The following is an 18381-nucleotide window of genomic DNA, read 5'->3' on the forward strand; positions in this document are numbered from 1 at the left end:
TCATCAACGATCCTTACCCGCTACCGTTTATTTAGTACCGAAGATCTTATCACCCGCATCGCCTAATCCCGGAAGGATATAACCATGCTCATTTAATTTTTCATCAATCGATGCAGTATACAAGACCAAATCAGGATGTGCAGCTTCCAAGGCTTTTAAACCTTCTGGTGCAGCGACCAATACTAATACCACAATATTCTTACAGCCTTGTTCTTTGAGCAAATCGATGGTCGCGATCATCGATCCACCAGTCGCTAGCATCGGATCAACAACAATGGCTAAACGCTCTTCTATTTGCCCCACCAATTTATGGAAATACGGCACAGGCTCTAAAGTTTCTTCGTTCCGATAAATCCCTACCACACTGGTTTTTGCTGAAGGCATATGCTCTAACACACCATCCATCATGCCAAGTCCAGCGCGCAAAATGGGGACCACTGTGGCTTTTTTACCTTTAATTTGCTCAATGGTCACCGGACCATTCCAACCATTAATTGTGACCTCTTCCAACTCCAAATTAGCCGTTGCTTCATAAGTGAGCAAAGTAGAGACTTCACGCGCTAACTCACGAAAACGCTTAGTACTAATATCGGCTTCGCGCATTAAGCCAATTTTATGACGAACCAGTGGGTGCTTTACTTCAACAACTTTCATGTTTATTCCTATAATTTAGCGAATTGTGAGCCGCCAGTGTAAACCAAGCTCAATCAAGATATGTTAGCAAATATCAACAAAATGTTTTAGTTCTCGTTTACTACTGTTCCAGCGCAGCTAACACTGCTAAAATGTCGCCAAATTTTTCTCAGTTCGCTGCAAGGTAATCCTGTGACCAAACAAAACACCCCTCTGAGCTATAAAGATGCTGGCGTTGATATCGAAGCTGGTAATGCATTAGTTGAACGAATCAAGAGCGTGAGTAAACGCACCCAACGTCCGGAAGTGATGGGCGGACTCGGAGGCTTTGGTGCCTTATGTCAATTACCTTCCGGTTACAATGAACCGGTATTGGTTGCAGGCACCGATGGTGTAGGTACTAAACTTCGTCTTGCTTTAGACTTAGAAAAACACGATACCGTCGGGATTGATTTAGTCGCCATGTGTGTCAACGACTTAATTGTTCAAGGGGCTGAGCCACTATTCTTCTTAGATTACTATGCCACCGGCAAGCTCGATGTCGATACCGCTGCCGACGTAGTGAAAGGGATAGGTCATGGTTGTGAGTTATCCGGTTGCGCTCTAATCGGTGGTGAAACCGCGGAAATGCCTGGCATGTATCACGGTGACGACTACGACATCGCAGGCTTCTGTGTTGGAGTTGTAGAAAAAGCCGAAATCATTGATGGGACTAAAGTGGTTGCCGGGGATGCGCTGATTGCACTCGCTTCAAGCGGCCCTCACTCAAACGGCTATTCATTGATTCGTAAAATTCTTGAAGTCTCGAATGCCGATCCGAAGCAAATGTTAGGTGAGAAAACGTTGGGTGAAGCGCTGTTAACCCCAACCAAAATCTACGTGAAGTCGGTACTTGCCTTGCTCAAGCAATGTGAAGTACATGCCCTATCGCATATCACTGGTGGTGGCTTCTGGGAAAATATTCCTCGGGTATTACCTGCAGGTGCAAAAGCTGTGGTAGATGAGAATAGCTGGCAGTGGCCTGAAGTATTCAACTGGCTACAAGAACACGGTAACGTTGCTCGTGAAGAAATGTACCGCACCTTTAACTGTGGGGTTGGTATGGTGATTGCGCTTCCTGAAGCAGAAGTAGAGGCGGCCTTAGCTCTGTTAGCAGAACACGGCGAGAGCGCTTGGAAAATTGGTCACATTGAAGATGTAGCCACTGACGAGAATCAAGTCGAGTTCAAATAGGACACATAATGGCTGGCAACATTGTTGTATTAATTTCAGGTTCAGGGACTAACCTGCAAGCCATTATCGATGCCTGTTATGAGGGGCGTGTCAACGCCTCCATTTGCACAGTAATAAGCAATAAAGCGGAAGCTTATGGCTTAGAACGAGCAGCGCAAGCAGGCATTCATACGGTGGTACTCGACCCCAAACCGTATACTGATCGCGAAACTTATGATCAAGCCTTAGGCGATATCATTGAACAGCAGCAAGCTGATCTGATCGTAATGGCTGGCTTTATGCGGATCTTAAGTGAACCATTTGTGCAGCGTTTTAGCGGAAAAATGCTGAATATTCACCCTTCGTTATTGCCAAAATATCAAGGTTTACATACTCATCAACGCGCTATCGATGCTGGCGATCAAGAACACGGTTGCAGCGTCCACTTTGTGACGCCGGAATTAGATGGCGGACCGGTGATCTTACAAGCCAAGGTGCCAGTATTTAGCGAAGACAATGCCAATCAACTTGCTGCCAGAGTGCAAGTTCAGGAGCATGCCATCTATCCGGTGGTGGTGAACTGGTTTGTGGAACAACGACTGCTGATGCAACAAGGTAAAGCGGTACTCAACGGTCATATCCTACCAAGTGGTGGTTACGCCAATAATTAAAAAAGCGCCAACTAGGCGCTTTTTTATTGCACTTCGCCTTCCTTAAACAACACATACTCACCAATGGCGATTTTTTGCCACTGTTCATTATTGGTTAAAGGTTGAGTCGCAATCATCGTGACCACATCATTGGGTGTGGTTTCTTTACAAAAATCGATGGTGACATCGGCATCGGCTAATTGTGCTTCACCAAAGGGGGCTCGACGAGTAATCCAGTGTAAGTTCGTGGAACAATAAGCCATCACATATTCACCATTGCTCAGTAACATGTTAAACACGCCCCGCGACCTGAGTTGCTCCGCCAAGCTTGCCACAAACTTAAACATGGCGTGCATATTGTTGGGTTTACGCGGGTATTTCAGGCGTAATTGCTCTAATAACCAACAAAAAGCATGTTCGCTATCGGTGGCCCCTACCGGGCGAAAAAAACCGGTGTCGAGCTGTTTATAGCCTTTTAGCTGGCCGTTATGCGCGTAGGTCCAATTTTGTCCCCACAATTCTCGGGTAAAAGGGTGGGTATTCTCCAAAGAAACACACCCCCGGTTGGCTTGGCGAATATGGCCAATCACCGCCTTACTCTTAATCGGAAAAGCCTGCACTAACTCAGCTATTTTAGACTCACTGCTTGGGGCTGGGTCTTTAAAACTACGACAGCCCTTGCCTTCATAGAAGGTAATCCCCCAGCCATCCACATGCGGGCCAGTCACCCCACCACGCTGCACTAATCCAGTAAAAGAAAAACAAATGTCGGTGGGTACATTTGCACTCATTCCCAATAACTCACACATATTACCGCTCGCTCAATACGCTATTTGAATGGCTTATTGAGCCATATGCTTTTCAATTAATTGGATCAAAATGTGGATCACTTTAATATGAATTTCTTGGATACGATCAGCAAAACCAAAATGTGGTACCCGAATTTCAATATCCGCTTGACCAGCCATTTTCCCGCCATCTTTACCCGATAGAATAATCACCTTCATTCCTTTCGCTTTGGCCGCTTCAATTGCTTTAATAATATTACCTGAATTACCACTGGTACTAATCCCAAACAACACATCGCCCTTCTGGCCCAAGCCCTCGATATAACGCGAGAAAACAAATTCATAGCCATAATCGTTACTCACGCAAGAGAGGTGACTGGGATCAGAAATCGCGATCGCAGGCAACGCAGGACGATTTTCACGGTAACGACCCGTGAGTTCTTCAGCAAAGTGCATGGCATCGCAATGCGAACCACCATTGCCACAGGCAAGCACCTTACCTTGCTGCTTAAAGCTATCCGCAAGTAGCTGAGCCGCATTATCGATGGCGTCAATATTATTTTGATCCGTGATAAAAGCATTCAACACGTTTGCGGCTTCTTGTAACTCTTCAACTATCAGACTTTTCATTAAAACTATCTCATTTTATGCAAGCTATCAGGCTGACACTATAACGTTTTTTAATAGGATATTCAGCGCTCAAAACGAGCCTAATGCTCATTTTGTTAAACAGATATTACGCCACCAATATGTTGAGCAATTGTAAATTACTTGCGATCTTTTAACCTTTGAGTTACAAATAGCAAGAGGTCAGACCTCTTAACGAGACCAAGGAGATATTCATGCTAAGTTATTCACCGCTATTTGCCATTGTTGGTATTGGCCTACTCATCTGTGGGCTAGCCTACTTTAGGGCTTCGTTATTAGCCTTTAGCCTCGCCGTTACTGCCGCTTTAGTGGCTTACAGCGCCATCACACCATTAAGTGAAATCTTTTGGCTCGGCTTTTTAGTTGTGGTCGGAGGGATTAATTTTAAACCTTTAAGGCAACAGCTCATTTCCAAACCGATATTTAAAATCTTTAAAAAGATCATGCCAGAGATGTCACGAACAGAGAAAGAAGCAATTGATGCGGGCAGCACCTGGTGGGAAGGTGAATTATTTCGTGGGGATCCGAATTGGAAAGTGCTACACAGTTACCCCGCACCGCGTCTCAGCCCGGAAGAACAGGCTTTTATCGATGGTCCTGTAGAGCAGGTCTGCGCCATGACCAATGATTGGCAAATCACTCACGAACTCGCTGACTTACCTCCGGAAATTTGGGACTTTCTTAAAACCCATAAATTCTTCGCGATGATCATCAAGAAACAATATGGTGGCCTCGAATTTTCAGCCTACGCACAGTCCTGTGTATTACAAAAACTAGCCAGTATCTCTGCCGTACTATCAAGTACCGTCGGAGTCCCCAACTCCTTAGGTCCCGGTGAATTGCTACAACACTATGGCACCAAACAACAGCAAGACTATTACTTGCCACGCTTAGCCGAAGGGAAAGAAATTCCTTGTTTTGCACTCACCAGTCCAGAAGCTGGGTCCGACGCGGGCTCAATCCCCGACTCAGGCATTGTATGCATGGGTGACTGGCAAGGTGAACAAGTACTGGGGATGCAACTTACCTGGAATAAACGCTATATCACCCTCGCGCCTGTAGCAACCATTCTTGGGCTGGCTTTCAAACTCTCGGATCCCGAGGGATTACTGGGCGATCAAAAAGAGCTTGGGATTACCTGCGCACTAATCCCCACCGATATTGAAGGCGTTGAGGTCGGTCGTCGCCATTTCCCGCTGAATATCCCTTTTATGAATGGCCCTACAACCGCTAACCAACTATTTGTTCCTATCGATTACATTATCGGCGGCCAAGCCATGGCTGGCCAAGGTTGGCGAATGCTGGTCGAGTGCCTATCGGTCGGTCGCGGCATCACCCTGCCCTCAAGTGCAACTGGCAGTATTAAAAATGCAGCTTTAGCGACTGGCGCCTATGCCCGTATACGTCGCCAATTTAAACTGCCCATTGGTAAGATGGAAGGGATTGAAGAGCCATTGGCTCGTCTCGCCGGTAACGCTTATATGATGGGCGCGGCATCGGATCTAACCGTGACTGCCATCGATTTAGGTGAAAAACCCTCGGTGGTATCAGCTATCGTTAAATACCATTTAACCCATCGAGGACAACGCGCCAGCATCGATGCCATGGATATCGTCGGCGGCAAGGGGATTTGCCTTGGGCCAAAAAACTTCCTCGCCCGAGCTTATCAAGGTGCACCGATTGCCATTACCGTTGAAGGTGCGAATATCCTCACCCGCAGTATGATTATCTATGGACAAGGGGCCATTCGTTGCCACCCCTATGTGCTCGCTGAAATGGAAGCAGCGCAGCATCCAGACTTTCATCAAGGCCTTCAACAGTTCGATAGCGCCTTATTCAGTCATTTAGGTTTTGCGGTGAGTAACTTTATTCGTAGTTTTTGGTTTGGCCTGAGTGGAAATACGCTGCTAAAAGCGCCCTATTCCGATCAAACAGCAATCTACTATAAACAACTGACTCGCTTTAGTAGCAACTTAGCCTTGCTCTCTGATGTGGCCATGGGCACCCTCGGCGGAAGTCTGAAACGAAAAGAACGTGTTTCTGCACGCTTAGGCGACATTCTTAGTCAGCTTTATCTTTGTTCAGCAACACTGAAGCGCTATGCTGACGATGGCCGAAAACAAGAAGATCTCCCCCTGCTACACTGGAGCATGCAAGAAGCTTTATTCCAGTTACAAACCGCTCTAGATGAACTCCTTCGCAACTTCCCAAACAAATGGGTAGGCAAATTCATGCGACTCGTGGTGTTCCCGCTAGGCAAGCCATTACATGCGCCTAGCGACCAGTTGGATCATCAACTAGCCCAGATGTTACAACAACCAAGTGAAACCCGAGAGCGACTTGGTCAAGGTCGTTTTGCCAGTCGAGTCGCTGGTAATGTTTATGGCGAATTAGAGCAAACCTTAGAAGACGTGCTCGCCTGTGAAGGCCTGCATGACAAAATTTGCAAGGCGATCGGTGAAAAGCGTCCGTTCACCCAGCTCGACAAACTTGCCCTTGAAGGCCTCACGCTAGAAGTCATCACTCAAGCTGAAGCCGAATTAATGCGGCGCACCGAGCAAGGCCGTTTAAACGCAATTAACGTCGATGATTTTGCGCATCAACAATTAGAGAACAGCACCCAGCCTGCACAAGACCAAAGGTCTAGATTAGGGTCGGTCGCTTAAATGGCAAACTCAAACCAAAGCGAGCCTAGCTCGCTTTTTTTATATCGATAAAATCAATCATTAAATTGAATTTACGCCGAGAATATCCTTTACTTAATCAAAAGTATAAGTTTGGATTGTAATGGAAGATGACTTCTTTGTTTTAGCTGACAGTGCTCCTGATGATATTATTCCACGGGCCCAATGGAAGCTATTGGTGGTAGATGATGAGCCCGAAGTTCATCACATTACCACGATGGCCTTGTCTCAGTTTATTTTCGATAATAAAACCCTTCACTTCTTACATGCCAACTCAGCAAAAGAAGCCAAAGAAGTTTTCAATGCTCATTCCGATATCGCTTTAGTTCTACTCGATGTGGTCATGGAAACCGACGATGCAGGCTTACGCTTAGTCCACTACATTCGCCAACAGTTAAACAATAAGAGCGTCCGTATTGTGTTACGAACCGGGCAGCCAGGGCAAGCGCCAGAAGATGAAGTGGTAGAAAACTATGACATCAATGACTATAAAGATAAAACCGAGTTAACCTCACAAAAGCTGCGCACCCTGATCCGCGCCAGCTTACGCTCATATCGAGATATATGCGCCTTAGAAAGACATAAGTTAGGCCTAGAAAAAGTCGTTAAGGCCTCCCGCGGCATATTTGAAAAACACGCGCTTTTCGCCTTTGTTGAAGGTGCTCTCGAACAATTATCCGCCATCCTAAATATTGAAGATAGCTGTATCTACCAAGTGGAACAGTTTGCTTATCAAGTACATTCAACCCAGCTACAACTCCTAGCTTATCAAGGCAAGCACCGCCCTCAAGTTGAGAACTTGTCAATTAATGATTTTTCGGATCCCCCACAACGACTCCTAAAACAAGCCATTGAAAGCAAACTCAACGTTTTTGAAGATCAAGCGTTGGTCATTTACTGTGAAAACTCAGCCAATAGCTTATTGTTCTTAATCACCCGTAATCAGGCCTTCAATGAGGATGAACAGCATTTCATTAACTTGCTAAGTGACAATATCATCGCAGCGTTAGAAAACATTCGACTCAATGAACTCATTAGCAGCAATCAAAAAGAAGTTCTTTATCGGCTCGGTGAGATTGTCGAAACACGCTCGAGGGAGTCAGGTAAGCATGTGCGTCGAGTCGCTCTATATACAGCTTTATTGGCCCAACAAATTGGCTTACCACCAGAGAAAGTCGATCAACTTAAATTGGCCTCGCCACTACACGATGTAGGAAAAGTCGCCATTCCCGATGCTATCTTACACAAACCTGGAAAGCTGAACTCAGAAGAATGGGAACAGATGAAGACTCATGCGCTTATTGGTAAGAAGATGCTCAGTGGCTCTAGTATTGAAATTATGCGACTAGCCGCAGAGATTGCTGGCGCCCATCATGAGTACTGGGATGGTAGTGGCTACCCAGAGGGTTTAAAAGGAGAACAAATACCTCTCTGTGGCCGTTTAACAGCATTGGCAGATGTATTTGATGCACTGGGAAGCGTTCGCTGTTACAAGCAGCGCTGGGAAGATGAAGAAATCATTGACTATCTACAACAACAAAGCGGGCGGCAATTTGAACCACGGCTAATCGGTGTATTACTCGATAATTTCGAAAAATTTCAAGCGATCCGCGACAAATATCAAGACTAGTGCTCAAGTTTTGTAAGCCTTGTTTCACGATCAAATAATTCGTTTAAACCAAGGCTAATAAATCAAGCTACAGGATTGATGGCGCTCATCGATGATTGTGATGACAGCACGATCCACAATCTGAGCATGCACTGAAATAACAGACACAAAAAAACCTCATCTAGATGAGGCTCTTGTTTAGTAGTGGCGGAGTGGACGGGACTCGAACCCGCGACCCCCGGCGTGACAGGCCGGTATTCTAACCAACTGAACTACCACTCCGCATATACTAAAAGTCACATGGTATTACTCATTCAATGCTGGCGGAGTGGACGGGACTCGAACCCGCGACCCCCGGCGTGACAGGCCGGTATTCTAACCAACTGAACTACCACTCCTACGCATTAAATTGTTTCGTCGTTGGCGGAGTGGACGGGACTCGAACCCGCGACCCCCGGCGTGACAGGCCGGTATTCTAACCAACTGAACTACCACTCCGCAACATCGAAACATGCACACAGAAACAGACTTGGCGGAGTGGACGGGACTCGAACCCGCGACCCCCGGCGTGACAGGCCGGTATTCTAACCAACTGAACTACCACTCCGCAGAACCATCTCGTCTGGTGCGGCGCAGATAATACGGTTATGGCTATGGTGAGTCAACAAAGAATTGTCTTATTTCTTTAAAAACCCACTTAAGCGCCGATGTTTTAGCCAATGCACTCAAAAATCACTCAGAAGGTATCTTTAAATCACTTGAGTCTTCCATTTTAGGCTCTACTTCAGGTGTTGCTGGCGGCGCATCTCGCGCTTGTTTTAAGGCTGCAGCAAATGCCTTACGTTTACGCCACCAAATTACCAGGAAGATGACCCCTGCGAAAAGTGCAAAACCTAATATGCCTAACAAGATAATCAACCACAAAGGCGTTGGTGGTTCAGGAATCACTACTTTTTCAACCACTGGCGGTGGCGGCGGTGGCGGCGGTGGCAAAATTACAAAATCTTCTTCCGGTAACTCAATCACCAGTTCCCGGTTTTGTAAAGTCGTTGCCAACAAAGTTCCACTGACTCGATAACGGCCCTGCGACGCAGGGGTCGGTAAATCGATGGTGAATTCGTGAGTATCGGCATAAGCCTGAAAGTCTTGCTGCCAACCAACGTTATTAAATACCTTTCCTGTAATCACCACAGTTTCTGGTCTCAGTTCATCGGCATCTATCACTAAGGCCATACGAGCCTGACGCTGCTCATCTTTAGGTGAAAGGACTCGAATCGCTACCGGGTTTGGATAAATCAACACTGATGTGGATTGGGCTCGAGTAAAAATTTGGTTTAAAGTACTGACGATCATTTGGTATTTGCCAGGCTGGGTATCTAAACTCACATAAGTCGTAAATACGCCATCATTGGCAACCTCATCATAGTTTTTACCATCATCGGCAAACTTACCCAAACTTTCCTGCCTAACCTGTAGGGTTTGATCATCCAATAGCTGTTCATGGCTTAAAGCCACATCAAGGATCGCATCTTTAAGCATCACTCCCAAATCGATCCGCTCTCCTTTATTCATTAAGCGAGAACGGATCCGTAAACGTTCACCGCGATAAAGCTGATGAGGAATGGGATCGGTCACCATCTCTACATCACTGAGAATACGAACTCGGTTACGGCCTTTATTTTCAGCTACAGCCTGCCATGGCCCACGCATTGGCTTTTCGATGGTGACAATGTCTAACTCATCGGTTTCTAACCAGCTCACATTGCTCGGTAATTGCCAAGCGTAAATTTTACTACCATCGGGCCGGACCAAGATCGCCGCAGGTGAGCCTGGTGAGCGATAAAGCAAAAAGGTCACCTTATCGATGCTTTCATCGAGCCGAAAACGATTATCGATTAACGGAATATCTCGATTCTCAAAAATCGTACTCGCCTGTAAGGGTAAAACTAGCCAAAGCAATAACCACAAAAATTTTTTTATCATTGAGATGAGTCGCGCCAGCGGCACTGACCTCCTTTCTTTTCGACTAAGTCTAATCGTTGTTGGTGACTCTGCAGCTCTTGTTCAGTCGCGAATACAACTTTTAAGGGCGTGCGCTCTGCGCTAATGGGCCTCACGCCCAAACCATCACCGCTCCCCTTTTGTTTCAAGTTCAGCTTATTTTGCCCACCGGTCATCTTTAAGAAGACATCGGCTAACAATTCCGCATCCAGTAAAGCGCCGTGATAAGTTCGTGACGAGCGATCGACCCCATAGTAATCACTCAAGGAATCCAAGTTCTTTCGTGATGGAAGTGGCTTATTGCCAGCTAACTGGATCTCACGTTTATTGTATTCTCCACGACGAGCCACCAACAATGAATCGGTGATAGTACAAATATCGGCACAATTTGGCAGCGCTTTAATCAAGCCTCGAGACATCATGGAAAACTCATGATCAAGGAAGCTTATATCGAAGTTTGCGTTGTGCGCCACCAACTCAGCACCGCGAATAAATTCAATAAAATCTGCAGCGATCTCGCGAAACAAAGGCTTATCGGCAACAAACTCATCAGTGATGCCGTGAACCTGAATCGCTTCAGGATCGATCAGCTGCTCAGGATTGATATAAACATGGAATGTATTTCCGGTAAATTTTCGGTCAATCACTTCCACACAACCAATTTCAATCACTCGATGGCCCTGATAAATAGGACCGCCACTATCATTCATCCCAGTGGTTTCTGTATCAAATATAACTAAGCGATGGTTCTTCGATTGGTTCACAACAGCTCCTATGCGACACTAAGCAGATATATATTCTAGTTTAACAAAGATATGGTAAAAGAAGTTCACTTGTTTACCGATGGCTCCTGCTTAGGTAATCCAGGCCCTGGCGGCTATGCCGCGCTATTGATTTATCAACAGCATCAAAAAGAATTAAGCCAAGGTTATCGGCTTACCACCAATAATCGCATGGAAATGCTCGCAGCCATTGTCGGTTTAGAAAGTCTACGGCAGAGTTGCAAGGTGATACTAACCACCGATAGCCAATATCTGCGCCAAGGCATTACACAATGGATCCATCATTGGAAAAAGCGCGGCTGGAAGACGGCAAGCCAACAAGCGGTCAAAAATGTCGACCTATGGCAACGCTTAGATAAAGTCAGCCAAATCCACCAGATAGAGTGGCGCTGGGTGAAAGGGCATGCAGGGCATATTGAAAATGAACGAGTCGACCAACTCGCGCGCAGTGCTGCCACTGCACAAACGCTACAAATAGATTGCGACTACGAACAATCACAGCCTATCCCCCCACCGACGAAGTCACCGGGATCCGTCGTTTAACTCGCCAAGCTTTTTTAATCGGTGTTAAGGGGGCCCGACGTTTTCGAGCGACAATGAAATAGACCGATGCTGTGGCACGAAAATAGCGTTTTCCCCAGCGCTCAAACCATTGCGGTGCAGGTCTGCTATTCACAAAAGAAGTATACCCAAAACGCTCATCATTAAGCACTTCAAAACCCAGTAAATTAAGCCAATCTTTTACCCTTGCTGGTGTAAACATACGGCACGACCAAGGGAGTCCTCGCCGCCTAAACGGAAAGTAACGCCTTAGCCCCAATAAGCTAAAAGGATTAAATCCACTAATAATCAGATAGCCATCGGCAGTTAAGACTCGCTCAACTTCACGTAATACTTGGTGGGGATCTTTCGAAAAATCGAGGCTGTGGGCCAACAAGCAAAGATCTAAACTGCTTTCTTGAAAAGGCAACTGTTCAGGCTCTGCCCTCAAACCAATTAAATGACCGCGTTTTGCCACATTCAGTTGATGGCGGATCATCGAAGCATGACAGTTAAGTTGCGCGCTCAGATTTCCTAATTTTAGTAGATGATAGCCAAATACCGCAGGTAAATATTGATCAAGCAAACTTTGCTGTTGATCCATCAACCAATCACCTAAGGGCAGTTCCTGCCAAAAGTCGGGGCTGTCAATTACGTCACGAATTTTCGCGGGCTTCATCAATTCCTCATACCAATCTACTGCAGTTAAGGCAATAATGCGTCATCGACTTTAACGACAGAGATAGCATAATGCAAATCATCCATATTCCAGCATTCAGCGATAATTATATTTGGTTAATCAAAGAACCCAATAGTGATGCCTGTACGGTTGTCGACCCAGGCGATGCGGAACCAGTACTGCAACGTTTAGCGGAAATAAATGGCCGCCTGAGTAACATCCTCATTACCCATCATCATCATGATCATATTGGCGGCGTCAATCAACTTCTCAAGCATTTCCCAGAAGCACAAGTATTTGCACCGAATAACGCCAAATATCAATTTGCTCACACCATCGTCACAGATGCCATGACAATCCACCCCACAGGCTTGTCGCAGTCATTCACGGTTGTTGAATTACCAGGCCATACTTTAGACCACGTAGCCTACCAATGTAATCAGCATATTTTTGTTGGAGACACTTTATTTTCAGCCGGTTGCGGTCGATTGTTTGAAGGCAGCGCCGAACAAATGCATCACTCACTAAATAAATTGAAAGCTTTGGATCCGCAAACCTTATTGTATGCCGCCCATGAATACACCCAAGCCAATTTGCAGTTTGCTTTAAAGGTTGAACCCGATAATAAGCGATTAATCACATACCAACAAGAAGTTAGTAAACAGCGACAAATGGGCTTACCAACCCTGCCCACAACGCTTGAACAACAACTAGCGATCAACCCTTTTCTACGCTGTGAGCAAACTAGCATTAGCAGCGCCGTAAGCTTAGCGCAGATGCAAGCACTCACCAATGAAGTGGCGGTATTTACCAGTTTAAGATCATGGAAAGATCGCTTCTGACTTGCTAATTCATCTAGACCTAAATACCATTGTCAGCTATTTGAAACGAACGGATCACTCATGAAAGCGCTCATCATTAGCCTTTTTTCTTTATTATTGGGCGCTTGCCAACTTATTACACCTAGTTCCGACAACGGTATAGCACAGCAACCAGGCGCTGATACTCGGTCCGAATCAACTTCGCAAGCGTCAGAAATTGATAGGCCTTCGAGTGAAAGCTTAATCGCACCACAAATCGCAGCAGCGGCTGAGCCAGTGGTACCGATAGTATATGATGATTTATGGCAACGAATTGAACAACAATTCGAGCTTCCACTACCACAAAAAAATAAGCGCCTACAAGCCCAGCTCAATTGGTTTTTAAAACACCCAGATTACATGGCTCGGGTATCCAAACGTGCAGCCCCTTACCTGTACTTCATTGTAGAAGAAATCGAACGCCGAGACATGCCGCTAGAATTAGCGCTATTACCCATTGTCGAGAGCGCATTTCAGCCCTTCGCATACTCGCATGGCCGCGCTTCTGGTATTTGGCAAATTATTCCCGGCACCGGGACTCGCTTTGGCCTTGAGCAAAATTGGTGGTATGACGGACGGCGAGATATTTATGCTTCAACCCGTGCCGCGCTTGATTATCTCGAGTATTTAAACAAGTTTTTTGATGGTGATTGGCTACATGCTTTAGCGGCATATAACTCCGGTGAAGGTCGAGTACAGCGGGCGATTAGAGCCAATAAAAAGAAAGGCAAACCAACCGACTTTTGGTCTTTAGACTTACCCAGAGAAACCCGTGCTTACGTTCCAAAATTATTAGCACTGAGTCAACTATTACAACATCGTATCGAGTATAAGATAGACGTGCCCGCCATCAGCAATAAACCCTACTTCAGCCAAGTCGATACCCACAGTCAAATTGATCTCGCACTCGCCGCCGAGTTAGCAGATATCAAACTGCAACAACTTCACCAACTCAATCCAGCATTTAATCGCTGGGCCACAGCACCTAATGGGCCACACTATTTATTAATACCAAAAAAGAAAGCGGCTAATTTTGAATTCGCGCTTGCCTCTTTAACCAAACAAGACCGCATGCAATGGGCTCGCTACAAGGTTAAATCTGGCGACAGTTTGAGTGTCATCGCTAAACGTTATAATACGACGAGCAAACAGATCAAAGAATTAAACAAACTCAGCAGCAATAAGATCAAAACGGGTCAGCACCTATTAGTCCCGGTATCATCACGTAAACAAAGCGCTTATACACTCAGTCAAACGCAACGCTTAGCCAGTAAACAAAAAACACCGCATGGCGATATCAAACTAAGCTATCGCGTAAAATCAGGTGACAGTTTTTGGAGTATTGCCAAAGCCCACCAAGTCAACCATCGTGACATCGCGAGCTGGAATGGTATGGCCCCTAGCGATATGCTAAAACCAGGTCAAAAACTGATAATTTGGCAAAAAACTAAACTAAGTGACCAACGGATCCAAACCATCACCTATCAAGTGCGAAACGGTGATTCCTTATCACGGATCGCCCAAAAATTTAAGGTCTCGGTATCAGACTTGCTCAAGTGGAATAAACTCAACAAAAATAATTATTTAAAGCCAGGGCAAAAACTAAAGTTATATATTAACGTAGCTGAAGTGAGTGCTTAGTAAAACTAAACTTTGCCCATAATGCGTTGTGATCAGAAGCATCGCTCACGATACTTTTACTCTGATCAAGCTTAAGCCCTCGGTAAAAGATATGATCTAAGGCCTGACCATAAAAGCGACTCCGCTGATCGGGCCTAAAAATTACTTCATTCAACTGATATTGATGCGCGAGTTGCTTCAGCAGGGTTAAACGTTCGGAACTCCAAGTATTAAAGTCTCCGGCTAAAATCATTGGCCCCTCATAGCTGGCTAACCAAATATTAAGTTGTTGTAATTGTTCACGGTAATCCTGTTCGCCCCAAGTAAAATTAATGCTATGGATATTCACTAACAGCAAATCTTTGCCCTGCCAATGATAATGCTGAATCAAAGCAGATTTCGGTACTCTTATCCATGGCTCAGCTCTCAGTACAACACAACTATCTAAGCTCGCTTGCTTGGCTAGGTTCATGACACCAAACCCATCGCCGAGCCACTCAAAGGCGATTGCCTGATAACGATACCACTGTTGCCGATCGGGCCAAACCCTCATTTGTTTACGGCTCGCTTCCTGTAATAAGATGAAATCCGCTTGCTGACTCAGCTGACTCAGCGTAACCAACCAGGAGTGCTGCTGCCCTTTATAACTATTCCAAACCAATAAAGAAAATGACGTTTTATTGGGAGGCCTTGGCGCAAATTCAGCGGAAGCAGCTGTATATTCTAAGCTTTGATTTTCACAGCCAGTCCATAAGGCTTGAGCTTCGATAGAGCAGAACAGCAAAATCACAGTAAAACACCGAATCACGGTAGCAAACCAGAAAGTCTTCAGTTTGTTCGGCGATTTGTGCAGCATAACTTCTTTGTTGAGTTCATCATTGGTGGTCATATAATGCCCTTGAATTCCATCAAACTTGTGGGCCTTTACGCTAAAAAGAAAGTCTAGCGATATCAGAAATATGCGACATACTTTAGCTATCATCTGCCAAGGAAGATCCGAATGCAATCAGCAAAACCGAAGATCTTAGTCCCAATATTTGCCGGAGGTGGGACTCGCTTACCCGCCCATATTGGCATTCTGGCGGCCCTAAAAGAACTGAATGTCCAGTTTTCGCATATTGTCGGAGTATCAGGCGGCAGTATCATCAGCGCCTTATTTGCCAGCGGCATGACAATTGAACAGATTAAGGCTATTGCACTAGACACCGATTTTGAACAATTTAAGGGATTCTCACTACTGAGCTTATTACGTAACGGTGGATTGTGCTCAGGAGACAAATTTGAAGCTTGGATAGATGATTTACTCGGCGGAGTCACCTTTGAGGAGCTCCCCGTGAAACTACACGTGGTAGCCACCGATGTTCGTTCCGGTTCACCGGTCGTGTTCGACGCGATTCAAACTCCCAAAGAAAAAGTATCTCGAGCGGTGCGATTTTCTATGTCGATCCCCCTTATCTTCTCTTTTAAGCCCTATCGAGAACACCTAATGGTCGATGGAAGTATCCTATCCGAAGACGCTTTACATCAAGACTGGGCAACAGACGGGACGCCAGTGATCTGTTTTCGCTTACGTGGAGACAATGACATCAAACCCCTGCAAACCAACGGTATATTTCCTCTAGCGGCTTATATTTCACTGCTTATTCGAACCTTCATGACCACCATTTCCCGCGAATATGTCAATGAGAAATTTTGGCATCGAACTATCGTAGTCAATACCGGAAATACCTCACCAGTAGACTTTCACCTTACCGATGAAGCCAAACTCAAGCTATTTGATAGTGGCTATCAAACTGCAATTCAAATCGTACCTACCAAGATTTGGCATCAACAATGCCCACTCCCCCAAACCCAACATAACCACGACTAGCTCAAACTTTCCAAAAAAAATACACTTTATTAACATTCACTTAACTTTGGCTGTAATCTAAAAGCTACACTAGAATACAAAGTTGTATCAACAAAAGAGAGCAGCATTATGTCACTCACCATCAAACATCGGTTAATATTCTTAGCCCTCGCGCCAGTGCTTATCTTGGCCACCAGCATGCTCGCGTTGACCATTTCTGAAACGCAAAAACTCAGCCTCGCTCAATCGGTTGCTACTAAACAAAGTATGCTGCAAATGAAAAAAGCTGAGCTCAAGTCCTATATGGATATGAGTTATTCTGCCATCGCCGAAATATACGAAAATGGAGGAACGCTCGAACAGGCTTTACCAATCCTGAAACGCCTTGAATATAGTAACAGTGGTTATATTTTCGGCTATACCAACCAAGGTGTTCGCGTGTTCATGGGCGGGGTGGATAAAGGGATCGGGGATAACTTTTGGGATCTGCAAGACAAACAAGGACAATACTTAATTCAAGGCCTGATTAAAGCATCAAAAAAAGGCGAGTTTTATACTTACTATTTTCCCAAACCGGGAAGTGATATCGCCCAGCCCAAACTAAGCTACGCCATTTATCTTGAGCGTTGGCAATTAATGCTTGGTACCGGTTTTTATACCGATGATGTTGATGCGGTTGTTTCCCAATTACAACAACAAGCAGAACAAAGCCTAAAATCTTCCATTACTTTTATAACAATTACTGCATTGATCTTATTAGGTCTAGCGCTACTGATTGGCTATCTTGTCAATAGGAGCATCATGACCCCACTACAAGACCTCAATCACTCCTTTAAAAAACTCGCCAGTGGCGATGCCGACTTAAGTGCTCGCCTGGAAACACACTACGTGCATGAGTTTGGTCAATTAGCAACCAACTTCAACGCTTTCATGTCTTTATTACATGAAATTATTAACATGGTTGGCAAAGTCGCCCGTGATGTCGCAGGAGAAACAACCTCTATGTCCAAGCGTGCAAATTCCGTTGACCAATTGTTAACAGAGCAGCGTGAAGAAACTGAACAAGTGGCCACTGCAATGACCGAAATGACCGCTTCTGCACACGATGTCTCAGACAATGCCACCCAGGCGGCAAGCTCAGCCCATCAAGCGGATGTTAACGCAGAGCAAGCAATGAACACGGTTGGTAGTGCGGTAGTAACGGTAAAAGACCTGGCAGAAGAAATTGCCCAAGCCAGTGAGGTCATCAGTAAACTCGAAGGTGATGTACAAAATATTTCTTCAGCCTTAAGCGTAATTCAAGCGATTGCCGAACAAACCAACCTACTCGCGCTCAATGCAGCGATTGAAGCCGCGCGAGCTGGCGAACAAGGCCGAGGGTTTGCCGTTGTTGCAGATGAAGTCCGCCAGCTTGCCAGTCGCACCCAACAAAGCACCGGCGAGATCCACACCATGATCGAACGTTTAAAAAATGGCTCTGATGCCGCGGTTACGGCCATGGATACGAGCCAACAACGTAGTACTGAAGCCGTCACTGGTGCCGATGCTGCCAATAATGCATTACTCTTGATTAAACAATCCATTCAACACATCATGGATATGAATGCATTGATCGCAACTGCCACCGATGAGCAAAGCCACGTAGGGCAAGAAATATCACAACGCATCGTACATATCGCCGATAAATCCAGCCAGTCGACAGCACTCGCTCAAGAAAACCGCAGTGGCAGCAGCAAATTAAAACAACGAGCGGAACAATTAGAAACCTTAGTAAACCGCTTCACCTTATAAAAACTACAAACCCATATGTTTAACCCTAAAGATTG

General features: G+C 45.5%; 16 protein-coding genes and 4 tRNA genes. 9 read left to right on the forward strand and 11 right to left on the reverse strand.

The annotated features are described in order from the left end of the window. Window positions 1-27 precede the first annotated feature (27 nt). A complete protein-coding gene (gene upp, locus ACRRS0_RS16065) occupies window positions 28-654 on the reverse strand; it encodes a uracil phosphoribosyltransferase (RefSeq protein WP_432452203.1) in 627 nt (208 codons plus the stop codon). A 171-nt stretch (window positions 655-825) separates the two neighbouring features. Between upp and purM the strand changes: the two genes are divergently transcribed. Both purM and purN read left to right on the forward strand, forming a co-directional pair. Next, window positions 826-1866 carry a phosphoribosylformylglycinamidine cyclo-ligase gene (purM, locus tag ACRRS0_RS16070; protein WP_432452202.1) on the forward strand — a complete coding sequence of 347 codons (1041 nt, stop codon included), beginning with the start codon at window positions 826-828 and terminating at the stop codon, window positions 1864-1866. Window positions 1867-1874: 8 nt separating this feature from the next. Beyond that, the gene (gene purN / locus ACRRS0_RS16075) at window positions 1875-2516 is read left to right on the forward strand and encodes a phosphoribosylglycinamide formyltransferase (protein WP_432452201.1); all 642 of its coding nucleotides are present in this window, start codon (window positions 1875-1877) and stop codon (window positions 2514-2516) included. A gap of 23 nt (window positions 2517-2539) precedes the next feature. Here the strand turns inward: purN and ACRRS0_RS16080 are convergent, their stop codons facing one another. Together ACRRS0_RS16080 and lpcA are read right to left on the reverse strand one after the other, a co-directional pair. Continuing rightward, the gene (locus ACRRS0_RS16080; protein ID WP_432452200.1) at window positions 2540-3304 is read right to left on the reverse strand and encodes a class II glutamine amidotransferase; all 765 of its coding nucleotides are present in this window, start codon (window positions 3302-3304) and stop codon (window positions 2540-2542) included. 33 nt (window positions 3305-3337) lie between these two features. After that, on the reverse strand, window positions 3338-3913 hold the full coding sequence (gene lpcA, locus ACRRS0_RS16085) for a D-sedoheptulose 7-phosphate isomerase (RefSeq protein WP_432452199.1): 576 nt from the start codon (window positions 3911-3913) through the stop codon (window positions 3338-3340). A gap of 212 nt (window positions 3914-4125) precedes the next feature. On the opposite strand from lpcA, the gene fadE reads away from it, so the two are divergent. Then, window positions 4126-6597: an acyl-CoA dehydrogenase FadE gene (gene fadE, locus ACRRS0_RS16090; protein WP_432452198.1), complete on the forward strand. Its 2472-nt coding sequence runs from the start codon at window positions 4126-4128 to the stop codon at window positions 6595-6597. 121 nt (window positions 6598-6718) lie between these two features. Next, window positions 6719-8245 (forward strand): DUF3369 domain-containing protein, encoded by a 1527-nt coding sequence (locus tag ACRRS0_RS16095; RefSeq protein ID WP_432452197.1) that lies wholly within the window; start codon window positions 6719-6721, stop codon window positions 8243-8245. A 184-nt stretch (window positions 8246-8429) separates the two neighbouring features. Here the strand turns inward: ACRRS0_RS16095 and ACRRS0_RS16100 are convergent. The 6 genes from ACRRS0_RS16100 to dnaQ form a co-directional block, all read right to left on the reverse strand. Further along, window positions 8430-8506, reverse strand: a tRNA-Asp gene (locus ACRRS0_RS16100). Between the two features lie 39 nt (window positions 8507-8545). Continuing rightward, a tRNA-Asp gene (locus ACRRS0_RS16105) sits at window positions 8546-8622 on the reverse strand. A gap of 23 nt (window positions 8623-8645) precedes the next feature. Further along, window positions 8646-8722 (reverse strand) — tRNA-Asp (locus ACRRS0_RS16110). A gap of 32 nt (window positions 8723-8754) precedes the next feature. Beyond that, window positions 8755-8831: transfer RNA gene (locus ACRRS0_RS16115), tRNA-Asp, on the reverse strand. A 125-nt stretch (window positions 8832-8956) separates the two neighbouring features. Continuing rightward, window positions 8957-10207: a TIGR03503 family protein gene (locus ACRRS0_RS16120; protein WP_432452196.1), complete on the reverse strand. Its 1251-nt coding sequence runs from the start codon at window positions 10205-10207 to the stop codon at window positions 8957-8959. Continuing rightward, the gene (gene dnaQ / locus ACRRS0_RS16125; protein ID WP_432456154.1) at window positions 10204-10935 is read right to left on the reverse strand and encodes a DNA polymerase III subunit epsilon; all 732 of its coding nucleotides are present in this window, start codon (window positions 10933-10935) and stop codon (window positions 10204-10206) included. Before dnaQ ends, ACRRS0_RS16120 begins: the two co-directional genes overlap by 4 nt. Before the next feature lie 105 nt (window positions 10936-11040). On the opposite strand from dnaQ, the gene rnhA reads away from it, so the two are divergent. Beyond that, complete coding sequence (gene rnhA, locus ACRRS0_RS16130; RefSeq protein ID WP_432452195.1) at window positions 11041-11550, forward strand: ribonuclease HI; 510 nt, start codon at window positions 11041-11043, stop codon at window positions 11548-11550. Here the strand turns inward: rnhA and ACRRS0_RS16135 are convergent. Beyond that, window positions 11510-12226, reverse strand: coding sequence for a class I SAM-dependent methyltransferase (locus ACRRS0_RS16135; RefSeq protein WP_432452194.1), 717 nt, complete (start codon window positions 12224-12226; stop codon window positions 11510-11512). The genes rnhA and ACRRS0_RS16135 overlap by 41 nt on opposite strands. 71 nt (window positions 12227-12297) lie before the next feature. Between ACRRS0_RS16135 and gloB the strand changes: the two genes are divergently transcribed. Continuing rightward, window positions 12298-13068: a hydroxyacylglutathione hydrolase gene (gene gloB / locus ACRRS0_RS16140; protein ID WP_432452193.1), complete on the forward strand. Its 771-nt coding sequence runs from the start codon at window positions 12298-12300 to the stop codon at window positions 13066-13068. A 60-nt stretch (window positions 13069-13128) separates the two neighbouring features. Further along, window positions 13129-14727, forward strand: a complete 1599-nt coding sequence (locus ACRRS0_RS16145) for a LysM peptidoglycan-binding domain-containing protein (RefSeq protein ID WP_432452192.1) — start codon at window positions 13129-13131, stop codon at window positions 14725-14727. Here the strand turns inward: ACRRS0_RS16145 and ACRRS0_RS16150 are convergent. After that, window positions 14702-15595 (reverse strand): endonuclease/exonuclease/phosphatase family protein, encoded by an 894-nt coding sequence (locus tag ACRRS0_RS16150; RefSeq protein WP_432452191.1) that lies wholly within the window; start codon window positions 15593-15595, stop codon window positions 14702-14704. The genes ACRRS0_RS16145 and ACRRS0_RS16150 overlap by 26 nt on opposite strands. A 111-nt stretch (window positions 15596-15706) precedes the next feature. Between ACRRS0_RS16150 and ACRRS0_RS16155 the strand changes: the two genes are divergently transcribed. Both ACRRS0_RS16155 and ACRRS0_RS16160 read left to right on the forward strand, forming a co-directional pair. Further along, complete coding sequence (locus ACRRS0_RS16155; protein WP_432452190.1) at window positions 15707-16576, forward strand: patatin-like phospholipase family protein; 870 nt, start codon at window positions 15707-15709, stop codon at window positions 16574-16576. Window positions 16577-16684: 108 nt separating this feature from the next. Next, entirely contained in the window at window positions 16685-18346 is a 1662-nt protein-coding gene (locus tag ACRRS0_RS16160) for a methyl-accepting chemotaxis protein (protein ID WP_432452189.1), read from the forward strand. The last annotated feature ends 35 nt before the right edge of the window (window positions 18347-18381 follow it).

It is taken from the genome of Agarivorans sp. QJM3NY_29 (assembly GCF_050870835.2).
Lineage (GTDB): Bacteria > Pseudomonadota > Gammaproteobacteria > Enterobacterales > Celerinatantimonadaceae > Agarivorans.